The sequence below is a fragment of the Schlesneria paludicola DSM 18645 genome (genome assembly GCF_000255655.1).
GTDB classification, from domain to species: domain Bacteria; phylum Planctomycetota; class Planctomycetia; order Planctomycetales; family Planctomycetaceae; genus Schlesneria; species Schlesneria paludicola.
Window position 1 is genome coordinate 1,287,614 of the sequence record NZ_JH636435.1, and the last position, 12,660, is coordinate 1,300,273.

Sequence of the window (12,660 nt, forward strand, 5' to 3'; positions counted from 1 at the left end):
GCGTCAGAGGCCCTCACCGCCCGCCCTCTCAATGCGGCACCAACACAGGTTCGCCTTTCAGTTGCCGGGATTCGTCAGATTTCGTTGGCCCCAGGGAATTGGCATTGTCGGTGGGTGCCGATGAAAGTCTTTGCGGACGTCTTTGGGACGACGGTACCAGTACTGAATGAATCGTCCCAATTGCTTGACCGCCTCGAGATAAACCCGTTCCCCTTTGTCCTTCCGGCCCAGTTCCGCATCCCCCAGAACGCCCGTATCTGAATAACTACTGGTCCACGAAACCGCCGTTGCGGGCCCCGCGGCAAAGAGATCCACCCAATTGAACGGGTTTTCTTCGTCATTGAACGAGATCGTACCGCTCTTGATCAAATCTTTCCGAACATCCTCCTCGTCCAGATACAAATAGAGCGACGTTTCGAGTTCGCAGGCATGCGAACAACCGCCGGGGAATTTGCTCTCACGCCAGCTTGGTAAGAACGCCTTATCGACGGTCAACAGGTTCCACCAGGCAATGACGCAGCACTCCGCGTCCGTTTCAAGATTCGTCCGTCGTGCGGCCAAATCGAGATTCGGCATGTTCGATCCGTGGCCATTCAACAGGATAATTTTCTTGAAACCGTGATACGCCAACGACCGTGTCACGTCGAGAACCTGCTCAATGAAGGTCGCATAGTTGGTATTGATCGTGCCTGGAAAATCCATGACGTGTCCGGTGTATCCATACGACAAATGAGGTAGCACGAGAACTTTATCCGCCAGTTCGCGCCCGGTGCCGTGCGCAATCCCCCCCGGGCAAACCAGATCCACATCCAGCGGCAGATGCGGACCGTGCTGTTCGACGGCTCCGCAGGGGACAATACAGACCTTCTTCAGATCGACCGCATCATTGATTTCCGGCCAGGTCAGTTTCTCATAGCGATGTTCAGTAGCCGCACGCGACATATTGATCTCCTGAGGATGCCTCTCGCCCAACCCAAGTTCGAATCATACGACCGCGGTAACGAACTGGATAATCGGCCGCGAACAATCCTCATCCAGACATTTCTTCACGATCCTGTTACCAATCCGTCACGAACGATTCGAACAAACTGCAGCCTTGCCAAATTTTGAGATCAGCAGATTTTCTGGGCACCACGGTGCAATTCACATATGTTCACACACCGGATACTTGGATGCGATCTTTGCATTGGTGTATTTGATTGTTTGGACGAAACGAGAGATTGTAGAGACGAGCAAAGCTTCAAACGGGAAGGAACGCATTGACGAATGAACTCGTGGCGAGCGCGCCGAATCAAATGTGGACGATGCCTCACCAATCAGATCCAAGTTGCCGTGCCACGAGCAACACAGTCGCCTCAAGCACTCCTGTAAGACACCATCACAAAGGTTCTCTGAATGTTCGACAAACTCGGATATCTCACGGTGTCGCTGGGTCTCTTCATTTCGTTCTATTGCCCAGCAATCGCCTGGGCGAGTGAGGGGCCGACGTCAAAAACGCCCGTGGCAACGAACGACGACGGTGCCGAAAAGCCGCTGACCGCGGAAGACGTGAAAGGCAACTGGTTGGGAACGATCAACGCAGGCGTTGTCAAACTGCGATTGGGATTCGCCGTCGTGGGCACTAAGCCCGAACAACTGAAAGTCCGGATGTTTAGTGTCGATCAGGGAAATGCCGAGATTCCCGTGGATGTCATCAAACTTGATGCGAACAAAGTGTCGATGCAGCTTACAAAAATCAGCGCGACCTTCCAGGGAACGTGGAATTCCCAAACCAACGAAATCGCCGGAAACTGGAAACAAGGGGCCCAATCCTTTCCGATCACGCTCAAGAAAGTCGAATCGCTTCCGAATGCGGGGCGACCACAGGATCCCTCCAAGCCATACCCCTATCTGGAAGAAGACGTCACCTTCACCAACGCGAAGCACAACGTGACGCTTAAAGGGACGCTGACCCAGCCGAAAGGATCCGGGCCGTTTCCTGCCGTGGTACTGATCTCGGGGTCGGGACCACAAGATCGGAACGAAGAAATTGCCGGACATCGGCCGTTTCTGGTTCTCGCCGATGCGCTGACCCGACGCGGAATCGCCGTCTTGCGATTTGACGATCGAGACTTTGAAAAACCGGACGAGCTCTTTAAGGCGACGAGCGAGGACCTTTCGCATGACGTTTTGGCCGCGGTGAGCTTTTTACGAGCGCGTCCTCAAATTGCCGCGACCAAAATCGGACTTGTGGGACACAGTGAAGGGGGCTTGATTGCCCCAATGTTGGCCAGCCGCGACAAGGAGATCGCATTGATCGTCATGATCGCCGGCCCCGGGGTGAGCGGTGATGTGATCCTGAATCGTCAACAAGACATGATGCGTGAGCGGGCCGGGGTCAGCGAAGCCACGCGTGCAAAAGACCGTGCGACGTCACAAGAATGGTTTGACATCATCAAGGCCGAGCCGGACAACGCCCAGGCGACGAAGAAGATCGAAGCTGCGTTCGAGAAATCGCACCCCGAGAGCGACGCGGCAGAGAAAGACGCACTTAAAATAGGCGTCAAAACATTGCTCACACCGTGGTTTCGTTTTTTTATTTCCTACGATCCCCAACCGGCTCTGACGAACGTCAAATGCCCCGTCCTGGCCGTCATCGGCGAGAAAGATCTTCAGGTGCCGGCCGCTCAAAATCTGAAAGTGATCGAAGCCGCATTGAAGGCCGGCGGCAATAAGAATTTCCTGGCGAAGGAATTGCCGGGGCTGAACCACCTGCTTCAGCCGTGCGTCACGGGGTTTCTCGACGAGTACTCAACAATTGAAACCACGATCGATCCGGACGCATTGAAGCTGATCAGTGACTGGATTGTCGCGCGGATGTCGAAATGACCGGGCGTGCAATAGAAACCGCCCAAGCCTGACTTTGATGAGTCAAATTGTTCAATGCCGTGGCAACAGGCATCCAGACCAGTTCGTGATCCGCTTCGGATTCACAAACGTCCGCATCACCCAGTCGAACGAGAAAAAACGTGCATTGCTTGGCAAAGCATCCTTCACCGGGCGCGTTCACATATTCCAGCGCGAATCCCAATCTCTCCAGAATCGTCAGTGACCGGCCGCACTCCTCCAGAACTTCGCGCAGCAAGGTCTCTTCAGCGGATTCGCCCTGGCAAGCACCACCGCCTGGAAGAAACGCTCCTTGTGGCGTCTGCACAATCGCGACGAGATCACCATGATCCTCGTGCCGCAAACAGACGGCATACGATCCGGGTCTCGGCAGATAGACCTCTTCCGCCGACTGGATCCCGAATTCAAGATACGGTTCCGAGCTCATGTTGGAACTCCTTCAAGTCCGTCATCAATCGTTTGACTCCTTTACCTCGCGTCGCATTTCGATCATAAAATGCGATCGTGGAAAACGCTTTCGACACTGCAAACTCACGATGAAAAGACCACCCATGATTCTTCTTCGGTTGCTCGCGTTCGGACTCATCATGGTCACACCCGTCGTCGCTCAAGCTCAGAAGATCGTTGCCCATCGCGGTGCGTCATTTGACGCTCCAGAAAATACGCTCGCGTCGTTTCGACTGGCATGGGAACAGAACGCAGATGCCATCGAAGGTGATTTTTTTCTGACGAAAGATCAGCAGATTGTCTGCATCCATGACTCCAAGACCAAACGCACTTCGGGCGTGGAACAAGTGGTGTCGGAATCAACGCTCGAAGAACTCCGCAAACTCGATGTGGGAAGCTGGAAGGATCCCCGCTTCAAAGGCGAAAAAATCCCGACGCTCGCCGAAGTGCTGGCGATCATCCCCACCGGAAAGCGAATATATATCGAGATCAAATGCGGTCCCGAGATCGTTCCGTTTCTTGGGCGGGCAATCAAACAATCGGGCCTGGCTCCCGAACAAACGATCGTCATTAGCTTCAATGATAAGGTCATCGCCGCCACACGCGAACAGATTCCAGAAATCAAGGCGTATTGGTTAGCCGGATTCCGTCAAAACGCCCAGACGAAAGTTCTTGAACCCACCGGACAAGAACTGCTTGCCACCGCACTGAAAGTCCACGCGCATGGGATTGACATTCAAGCTCAACGCGAAATGGTGAACGCCGACTTCGTCACATTGCTCCGCAAAAATCGGCTCGAATTCCACGTCTGGACGGTCAATTCTCCCGATGATGCGCGGCATTTCCAGCAACTGGGTGTCGATTCGATCACCACCGATCGACCGGCATTCCTTCGATCTGAACTCCAATTGAAATGAAATCATTCTCGACGCCCACAAGCTTTGCGTTGGAATCCAACCGACTCGTATTGCCATCTCTCGTTTTTTGCTCGTAACAAATCTTGGCCAATCTCGCTTCGAGACATAGCAATGGCAGAACTGGATTCAGTTCGCGATCAAGTGTCTCGTGACGAGAGGATATCAAGATGGCAGAGACCGGCACCGCAGCAATGGATTCCGTCGTCTTTCGCAAACTGGAAACGCGTCTGGCGGGCTTCAGTCCACCGATCAATCTACGCGAACATGTCGTCGAAAACCCTCAATCAAAAGCCGACCTTCTGGTCCATCCGCTGATCACTCAGGGAATCGACTTCACGTTGCGGGATCCTGATTTGTTCATGAGTCAGATTCGTAATGCTCGCACGAATAACGAAAAGGCATTCTCGGAAGGCAGTACCCGCCCAGTAGACTGGAAACAGCATTGGGCGATGACCGCATCCCTCCTGGCAACGAAAGGGATCGGCTTCCGCGAACCTTGGCGATATTACCTGAACGATCGCGCGTCCCGAATCGAGGATGCCCGCCCCAAACTCTTGAACACCCCGCAATTCGATCTGGATTTTGCGGGCTCATTTGGTGAAGCCAATCCGCTGAATCTGTCGGCACTCCATATTTCCGTCGCCTATGGAAAATGGACGGCCTGCAATATTCATGTCGACGAAACAGGCATCGCTTTGGCCGATATGGATAACAATGTCACCATCACTCCGAATGTCGTCAGCCACTTGGTCAACGAACTCGTGTTCAAGTCCATCATTGGCGAGCATCTTCCCACCTGGGTCATCGATCGTTTCAATATTCGCGTTCTGAGCCCCGAACTGAACTACAAACGAGTCGGTATCAGCTACGACATCTTGAAGGGCGAGTCATACAAACTCACGCTTTCGGCGTCTTGTGGCTTGGAAAGTTGTCGCGACATCGACCTTTCGAAGGTCATGAAGTTCGACAGAAACGCGTTAAAGCAACTCAATCCGACGATCAATTTCACCAAAACATTCAGCCTCGGCGGCGGTTGATCATGGGATACGTAAACGATGACACGACAATCCATTCCGCGCAGTGACAAAACCTTTTCCACGCCGATGAATCGCTCATTCACTCACTTTCAGTAGGCCAAATTGTGGCCACCTTTTGTGGCCAGCAGATGGCCATGACGCGGAACTCAACGGCGACGCGCCATCTGTGTGAGGTCGCAAATACCTGCTTCGATGGCGTGTTCTACAATTCCCGAAACAATCTTTCGCTCAATCATCCTGCGCGAATCATTATATTCCACAACACGTTACGGCATTGCGCCGCACCCCGATGAAGAACCCCTCTCGCTAACAATCCTGAAACGAAGCCGCTCCCGCTCATTCATGGAATGACGACTGCATTGCAGGTTCCCTCACCAGCCATTTGAACCGCGACCGGACATGGATGGCCCACCAGGTTCCGTTTTCAACCGAGGAAGAACGCAATGCTCAACGAGTTCATTCAGAATTTCACTCATAACTTGTTTAAGCCGCTACTCCTCTTCTTCTACGCGGGCTTTTTGATCCCGATCTTCAAAGTCAAATTGGAGTTTCCCAAAGCCGTCTACCAGGGACTGACGATTTATTTGCTGCTCTCAATTGGTTGGCATGGTGGCGAAGAACTCGCCGGACTTGAGCCAGCCATGTACCGACAAGCCGCTGGCTTCATGCTGATTGGATTCTGTACGAATACCTTGATTGGCATCGTTGCATACAAAGTGCTGCGTTGGACAACCCGCCTTCGCCAGGTTGATGCAGCGACGGTGGCGGGTTTCTACGGCAGTGACTCGGCAGGCACGTTCGTCACGGCAATGGGTGTGTTAACCGCCGGGCACATCGCCTTCGCCCCCTATATGCCCGTCATGCTGGCGGTCATGGAAATCCCCGGTTGCCTCGTGGCTTTGTATATCGTCTCGAAGATGCGGCAAGCGGGCATGGACGCTGCAGGCAACATGCCTGGCGAACAAGGCTACGATCGCTTCCGCAAAGCAATGATCTCGGCCCCACGTCATCTGTCAGAGGAAGAAACCGACTCGACGCATGGCGACGAAAGTGAAGCGATCGAAACCGAAGGTGAACTCGCCGAAGTCGGTGCCGCGGTTCGTCACCGACAGTCGGCCAATCATCATCCGACCAGCCGTACAAACGGTGGTTCTAGCTATACCGTCGGTGGTGGTCGTACGACACGCCCGTCGTCGATCTCGCAGACTCGTGATCAATTCGAACATGGCGCCCCCACCGGTAACACCCCGAGCGATCCTGATCGCGAAGCCGCTGAACGCGAAGAAGCACACCTGGCATTGCAAAACGTCAATCTTTCCAACGATGAATATCCATCGAGAACCAAATCAAAAGGTGGATGGCTCAGCAAAGAACTGCTGCACGAAGTGTTCTTGAACCCGGGAATCTTCCTGCTGTTCGCGGGGATCACCATCGGCTTCATCGGTCGACTGCAAGGCGAACGCGTCACCTCGGTTGACGATGCACTGTTCGTGAACCTGTTTCACGGAATGCTCTGCGTCTTCCTGCTCGAAATGGGCATGACCGCCAGCTCAAAGCTCAAAGATCTGAGAACAGCGGGATGGCAATTCGTCGCCTTCGCGCTGATTGCGCCGAACATCTTCGCCACCGTCGGGATGCTGATCGCTCACGGATACAGCGTTGTGCTGGGCGAACCATTCGAAATCGGGACCTATGTCCTGTTCGCCGTACTGTGCGGGGCCGCATCGTACATCGCCGTTCCTGCGGTACAACGACTGGCAATTCCCGAAGCCAGTCCCACATTGCCGCTCGCGGCGTCGCTGGGTGTGACCTTCTCGTACAACGTCACCGTCGGAATCCCGGTCTATATCATGATCGCCACGATACTGACTCGATTTGCCCCCGTGGTCTAATGGCCTAACCGTTCTTAAAACTTCTTAAAATAATTCAGTCACGCCAGCACTCAACCCCCGCTCGATGATTCACCATCGCCGAGCGGGGGTCTTTATTTCTTTGGCGGACGCGGCGGCACGTTTCATCGTGAACCTCAATTCGAACGAATCGAATCGCGGTATTCGTCACTCGACCGATTCCCGCGCCGCACCGATCGCGTTATCATGCGATCGTCACGAGAAACGCTGATCGAAAAACAACTGATGACCTCTGTCGAGATTACCACCGGTTCCCGTTTGCACTTTGGCCCGCTCTCTGTTGCGGCGCCAGCAGGAGGGCGGTTTGGCGGCATCGGACTGATGATCGAATCTCCGCGAATCATCCTTTCGGCCGAGACTGCTGATCACGATTCGTTTCATGGTGACGACAGTTCCGTGCGACGAGTCACCGACTTCCTTCGCCGCATCCGTCAGGCGATGCCGGAAAAAGCTTCACCTGCGGTTTCGATCACAATCTCAGAATCGATTCCGTCACATTGCGGGTTCGGTTCAGGAACCCAGTTGGGACTCGCCGTCGGTCGAATCGCATCAATCATGGCGGGCGAACCGACACTTCCCCTGCAAACACTCGCTCGGCGCGTCGGTCGTGGACTTCGTTCTGCCGTCGGCCTGCATGGATTCGACCTGGGTGGATTCCTGGTTGATGGCGGACGCGCACAGCCCGACCAACTTGGCACGCTCGTCTCACGAATGGAATTCCCCGACGATTGGCGATTTGTACTCGCCGTGCCGAAGCAAGCCGCCGGTCTGTCGGGAGAAGCGGAACAATCCGCTTTTGCCACGCAGCCGCCGATGCCCCAGTCGCTGACCGGCGACTTATGTCGAATTGTGCTGATGGACTGGATCCCGTCGGTCCTCGAACGCGATTTCCTGCGATGCTCGGAAGCGCTTTATACCTTCGGGCATGCTGTCGGTGATTTTTTCTCACGCGCCCAGGGCGGCGTATTCGCCCACCCCCGCATGGCGGAATGGGCAGCCGTGCTCCGTCGTCGTGGTGTGCAGGGCGTGGCCCAGACATCCTGGGGCCCGACATTGGCGGCACTCTGCGATTCCGACGCGATGGCCCAGCAGTTGACGCGTGATTTCACGAACGATCCCGCGTGGAACGATTGCTCATTCAATGTCGTCGCTCCATTGAATCGCGGCGCTTCCGTCGTCATCCGTTGACGATCATATCCAAGCAAAGCGTCCAAGCCTGATTGAAAAGCGCTCCGAGTCACCGACAACACTTGCAGACTTTCCAAGCCGAATTAGAAGTCAATGACTTGGTGCAAACAGGCCATCGAGTCCGCGAACGGCACTCAAGAACCGGTCAGAGCAGAGTGGTTCTGCCACTAGTCCAGCAATCGAACGGTCCCTGCGTAACAGCGTTCCATCGTCCATTCCGTCCGCAGCAGCAGACAACCGTCGTCATCAATTCCCGCACAGATGCCCGTCAACTCTCGCTCACCCGCCGTCACGACAATCGGTCGTCCCGACAACACACACGCATGCGACCAGCGTTCCACCAGATTGATCGTTCCTTCTGCCAGTTCTTCGGTCAGCGAATCCCATCGATTCAGAAAAGTGAGCAACACATCCGTCAGCGAGAACTCTGACTCCGCGGCGATGTCCTTCATCGACGTCGCGATTCGTTGCTGTTCTTCCGGAGCATCGGCAAAGGAATTGTTGACATTGATTCCGATCCCGACAATCAGTCGATTCGGCACGCAATCCACTTGCTCAATCAAGATTCCGCACACCTTGCGACCGTTCAGCCAGACATCGTTCGGCCATTTGACACCGACACGCGCGGCAGGAATGCACCTCGACAGTGCATCCGCGATGGCTAACCCCGTAATCAACGAGAAACGGGGCCATTGTGCCACTGCGAGCCCCAGAGCCGGCATCTCGACACCGACGGAAAACATGAGTGCCCCATCGGCTCCCCACCATCGATTCCCACCACGACCGCGGCCGGCGACTTGCCGATCGGTGCCAATCAGAAACGGCATCACCGTTTGAAGATCACCCGCGCGCTGCAGCGCTAACGTGTTGGTCGAATCGACCTCTTCCAGCCAGACCACCTCTTGAATTCGAGATTCGGCTCGCACTCGAGCCACATCAATTGCCATGACTCACCGCGTCTCAAATGTGCGAGGCGAACCTTCTGGCCCAACCTGAACGGTGTAACTGTTGCCATCCTTCGCCACGGAGGCCTTGATCCAGACCCCTTTGCAATTCGCGGTCGTTGCCGCATTCGCAATATTCTCGGGCGGAGCCTGCTCGCTATCGGCCAGCCCAATATTGCGGTGCAGTTGGTACATCGCCTGAAGCGACTTGCCCCGTTTCAGCGTCGCGATCGTCGTCGCTGCAGCCCCTTTCGTCGGACCATTACAGGTCACACACACTCGGGGATCAACTGCCAGAATCATTACCGGATTATTGCTGACATTCAGTCCATGGTGGGTCGCCATGATCAAGTCAACTTTCCCCAAGGGGTTCTTGGGCGTCATCAGCTTCGCTTCGGTGTTCCAGGTCAAATCACCGCAGGTCAAGTACTTGAATCGACCAAAGGTCAGCAACAAACTGACACTCTTCGCGTTGTCCGACGTATCCTCGGGTTGCGGCTGATGCTCGGCCGCAAACGGATTCGTCTCGCCCGCGTTCGGTATGACTTCGCCGCTCGCCGTAATCACTTGCGCACGCAATGCTGTCGGTCCGGACTTGAACGGCAATAAATCACCCGCTTTGACCGTTTTGGATCGATTCTGGCTGGCAGCACGATACGGTTCGACATGCTCGGCGAACTTGGCATCTTCTTCCAACATTTCGGGGATTCCGCGGTCCCAGAAGTTGTGGATTTTGATCTTGGCGGCCAGAGGTGCATGATTGCCGAAGTGATCAGAATGCCAGTGCGTCACTAAAGCATGATCGAGATGATCGAGCTTCGCCACATTTTGGATCACGTCCACGATGCGTCCCAGATCGCGTCCGGCCGTATCAAAGGTGCCGGAATCAATCAGCAGCGATTCTGCACTGGGCGTCACAATCAATGTCGCCGCACCACCTTCGACATCGATGTAGTAAATATCGAGTCGCCCATCCTTCTCGTGCGCAACGAGAGCAGAGGTCGTCAGAAATGCGACGCAGACGGCAAACTTGAAAAGATTCATGATGTGGCTCCCGGACCAAGAGGGTTCAACCGGGAGCAACATACCGATGATCGATGCCGGACTCCACCAACAGTGTGTCAGTTTTCCAACACCACATTCCGAATCACGCAGCGCGTTGGACCAGGACTTTGGGACCTGCCACCAATGGAACGGCTTCCATCGGTTGCTCTTCAGTGGTGTACTCGGCGACCACCGCGCGAATCGCCGCCGCCGCTTCCTTCATGCTGCCGTACGATGCGCGTTCCAGCTCTTGGATATGCATCTTGACGACACGCGCCTGGATCGGCTCGGACTCTGCACAGAAGATCTTTTCGTGAACTTTCTGAGCCTTTTTCTCGTTGCCGTAGAACAGCTCTTCATACATCTTCTCGCCCGGTCGCAAACCGGTGAAGACGATATCGATGTCTTCGGGATATCGCAGTCCCGACAGTGCGATCATGTCCTTGGCCAGATCCATGATCTTCATCGGCTCACCCATATCGAGGATCAGCACCTGACCGGTTTCGCCGATCGCACCCGCTTGCAGAACCAGTTGCACGGCTTCTGGAATTGTCATGAAGAATCGCGTCATTTCGGGATGAGTCACCGTGATGGGACCACCTTCCAGAATCTGACGTCGGAAGGTTGGAACAACGCTTCCCGCGGAATTCAACACATTCCCAAACCGCACGGTGATGAACTGTGTTTTCGAATTGGTCGCCACCGCCTGGAGATACTTTTCACCAATCAGCTTGGTCGAACCCATGATGCTCGTAGGACGAACGGCCTTATCGGTCGAAATCATCACAAACTTGTCGACGCCGAACCGATCGGCGAGATCGACAACCGACTTCGTTCCCAAGACATTGTTACGGATCGCGGCCTGAACGTTCTGTTCCATCAGCGGGACATGCTTGTACGCTGCCGCGTGGAACACCAGATCCGGAAGATATTCGCCAAAAACGCGGCCCAGAGTGATCTGATCGTTCACATCGGTTATCACATACACTAACTGCACATCCGTAATGTTTCGAGATTGCAGTTCTTGCTCGAGTTGAAACATGCCGAATTCTGACTGATCGACGAGCACCAGAATCTTTGGCTTCAGTTCGACGATCTGTCGACAGCACTCTGATCCAATACTGCCCGCCGCCCCAGTGACCAGCACTGTCTTTTCGGTGATGTAGCTCGAAATGCTCGCCATATCCAAATGAGTCGGCTCGCGGCGCAGCAGGTCCGAAATCGTGACATCGCGAATCGTCAGCTTGACTCGTCCCGCGACGATTTCATTGACGTCGGGAATCACACGAGCTGTCAATTCATTTTCCTGACAGACGTCGAACAGTTCCCGCACCGTTTTGCCCGGAATACCGCTCGGAATCAGCAGATGATCGGCACGAAATCGATGTGCAATCTGCGGCACACCACGATTGAACGAGACCACCGGCACGCCGCCGATCAGCGAACGGGCGGTGTTGCCCGTCAGATCGACAAGCGCAACGACCTTGTATTCCGACTTCCGCGACTGCAGTGCCCGCAGGATCGCGATGGAACTGGTATCGGCACCATAGACGATCGCACGCAATTGGCGTGGCCGCGAACGCTGGATCAGACACGCTTCGATTCCGAATCGCACCGCCGCCCGCAGCAATCCCGTCGCGAAAATCGTCAACAGCCAGTCAATGATGATGACAGAACGGGGAAGGTTGTTTTCGAGCAGTCCCGCGGCATACGCCCCGCCCAGAATCACAGAACTGAGCGTCGCCGTCCCAACCATGGAACCCATGTCATTCAGCGACGTGTACCGATGGCGACGCTGCCACTCGCGACACGTCGTAAAGACCGTCGCTTTGACCAGAAGCACGAACGGCAGAGATTCCGCGAAACGCCGCAAAGCCTCGGCGTGAATTTCAAAATCGAATCGAATCAAGAATGCAAAGGCAAGCGAAACGCTGTACAGAACGAGATAGACGAACATCGCGGCGGCGAGTCGATATTTCATCTGATGACCTCTTTGAATCGAATACGATGGCCACCCCAAGCGCACGATCACAGAGGCCGTTGCAAGAACGGTGCAATCATCACTTTGGTTGGACCAAGCTGGTTGAGCGATGCCAGATTTGATTTGGGAAATGTGAAGGCGCTCTGTATTCGATCTCAAAAATCATGTCCAGATGGATTATTTCGTTCAAACTGTAGCAATCTCGAAAGGTCGACCGTCCAGAACCGGCATAATGTGGTGGTCGAAACAGTGAACCACTATGGATAAGGGCTGTTCGTTGAATCTGACTTCTCACACAGATCAGCA

At 54.6% G+C, this 12,660-nt stretch carries 10 protein-coding genes; 5 read left to right on the forward strand and 5 right to left on the reverse strand.

Annotation, left to right across the window (positions count from 1 at the left end):
• Positions 1-57: 57 nt before the first annotated feature.
• On the reverse strand, positions 58-942 hold the full coding sequence (locus OSO_RS0122805; protein ID WP_010585413.1) for a creatininase family protein: 885 nt from the start codon (positions 940-942) through the stop codon (positions 58-60).
• A gap of 453 nt (positions 943-1,395) precedes the next feature.
• On the opposite strand from OSO_RS0122805, the gene OSO_RS0122820 reads away from it, so the two are divergent.
• On the forward strand, positions 1,396-2,868 hold the full coding sequence (locus OSO_RS0122820) for an alpha/beta hydrolase family protein (protein WP_010585414.1): 1,473 nt from the start codon (positions 1,396-1,398) through the stop codon (positions 2,866-2,868).
• Here the strand turns inward: OSO_RS0122820 and OSO_RS48440 are convergent.
• Positions 2,834-3,313: an NUDIX domain-containing protein gene (locus tag OSO_RS48440; protein ID WP_010585415.1), complete on the reverse strand. Its 480-nt coding sequence runs from the start codon at positions 3,311-3,313 to the stop codon at positions 2,834-2,836. The two genes, OSO_RS0122820 and OSO_RS48440, sit on opposite strands and share 35 nt — an antisense overlap.
• Before the next feature lie 124 nt (positions 3,314-3,437).
• On the opposite strand from OSO_RS48440, the gene OSO_RS0122830 reads away from it, so the two are divergent.
• From OSO_RS0122830 to OSO_RS44725, 4 genes are all read left to right on the forward strand, one after another.
• Positions 3,438-4,250, forward strand: a complete 813-nt coding sequence (locus OSO_RS0122830) for a glycerophosphodiester phosphodiesterase (protein WP_040593069.1) — start codon at positions 3,438-3,440, stop codon at positions 4,248-4,250.
• A 167-nt stretch (positions 4,251-4,417) separates the two neighbouring features.
• The gene (locus OSO_RS0122835; protein WP_010585417.1) at positions 4,418-5,287 is read left to right on the forward strand and encodes a hypothetical protein; all 870 of its coding nucleotides are present in this window, start codon (positions 4,418-4,420) and stop codon (positions 5,285-5,287) included.
• A 443-nt stretch (positions 5,288-5,730) separates the two neighbouring features.
• Positions 5,731-7,179, forward strand: a complete 1,449-nt coding sequence (locus OSO_RS0122840; RefSeq protein WP_010585418.1) for a sodium-dependent bicarbonate transport family permease — start codon at positions 5,731-5,733, stop codon at positions 7,177-7,179.
• A 204-nt stretch (positions 7,180-7,383) separates the two neighbouring features.
• Positions 7,384-8,385, forward strand: a complete 1,002-nt coding sequence (locus tag OSO_RS44725) for a beta-ribofuranosylaminobenzene 5'-phosphate synthase family protein (RefSeq protein ID WP_010585419.1) — start codon at positions 7,384-7,386, stop codon at positions 8,383-8,385.
• Positions 8,386-8,552: 167 nt separating this feature from the next.
• Here the strand turns inward: OSO_RS44725 and OSO_RS0122855 are convergent, their stop codons facing one another.
• The 3 genes from OSO_RS0122855 to OSO_RS0122865 all read right to left on the reverse strand — a co-directional run bounded on the left by OSO_RS0122855 (position 8,553) and on the right by OSO_RS0122865 (position 12,354).
• Complete coding sequence (locus OSO_RS0122855; protein WP_010585420.1) at positions 8,553-9,332, reverse strand: biotin--[acetyl-CoA-carboxylase] ligase; 780 nt, start codon at positions 9,330-9,332, stop codon at positions 8,553-8,555.
• 3 nt (positions 9,333-9,335) lie between these two features.
• Positions 9,336-10,373, reverse strand: a complete 1,038-nt coding sequence (locus OSO_RS0122860) for a ComEC/Rec2 family competence protein (protein ID WP_010585421.1) — start codon at positions 10,371-10,373, stop codon at positions 9,336-9,338.
• A gap of 103 nt (positions 10,374-10,476) precedes the next feature.
• Positions 10,477-12,354, reverse strand: a complete 1,878-nt coding sequence (locus OSO_RS0122865) for a polysaccharide biosynthesis protein (RefSeq protein ID WP_010585422.1) — start codon at positions 12,352-12,354, stop codon at positions 10,477-10,479.
• Between the last annotated feature and the right edge of the window lie 306 nt (positions 12,355-12,660).

What these genes read in the sequence shown, in the direction of transcription:
- OSO_RS0122840 (WP_010585418.1), top strand. Translation starts at nt 5,731, where the DNA reads ATGCTCAACGAGTTCATTCAGAATTTCACTCATAACTTGTTTAAGCCG.
- OSO_RS0122860 (WP_010585421.1), bottom strand. Translation starts at nt 10,373, where the DNA reads ATGAATCTTTTCAAGTTTGCCGTCTGCGTCGCATTTCTGACGACCTCT.
- OSO_RS0122805 (WP_010585413.1), bottom strand. Translation starts at nt 942, where the DNA reads ATGTCGCGTGCGGCTACTGAACATCGCTATGAGAAACTGACCTGGCCG.
- OSO_RS0122830 (WP_040593069.1), top strand. Translation starts at nt 3,438, where the DNA reads ATGATTCTTCTTCGGTTGCTCGCGTTCGGACTCATCATGGTCACACCC.
- OSO_RS48440 (WP_010585415.1), bottom strand. Translation starts at nt 3,313, where the DNA reads ATGAGCTCGGAACCGTATCTTGAATTCGGGATCCAGTCGGCGGAAGAG.
- OSO_RS0122820 (WP_010585414.1), top strand. Translation starts at nt 1,396, where the DNA reads ATGTTCGACAAACTCGGATATCTCACGGTGTCGCTGGGTCTCTTCATT.
- OSO_RS0122865 (WP_010585422.1), bottom strand. Translation starts at nt 12,354, where the DNA reads ATGAAATATCGACTCGCCGCCGCGATGTTCGTCTATCTCGTTCTGTAC.
- OSO_RS0122855 (WP_010585420.1), bottom strand. Translation starts at nt 9,332, where the DNA reads ATGGCAATTGATGTGGCTCGAGTGCGAGCCGAATCTCGAATTCAAGAG.
- OSO_RS0122835 (WP_010585417.1), top strand. Translation starts at nt 4,418, where the DNA reads ATGGCAGAGACCGGCACCGCAGCAATGGATTCCGTCGTCTTTCGCAAA.
- OSO_RS44725 (WP_010585419.1), top strand. Translation starts at nt 7,384, where the DNA reads ATGCGATCGTCACGAGAAACGCTGATCGAAAAACAACTGATGACCTCT.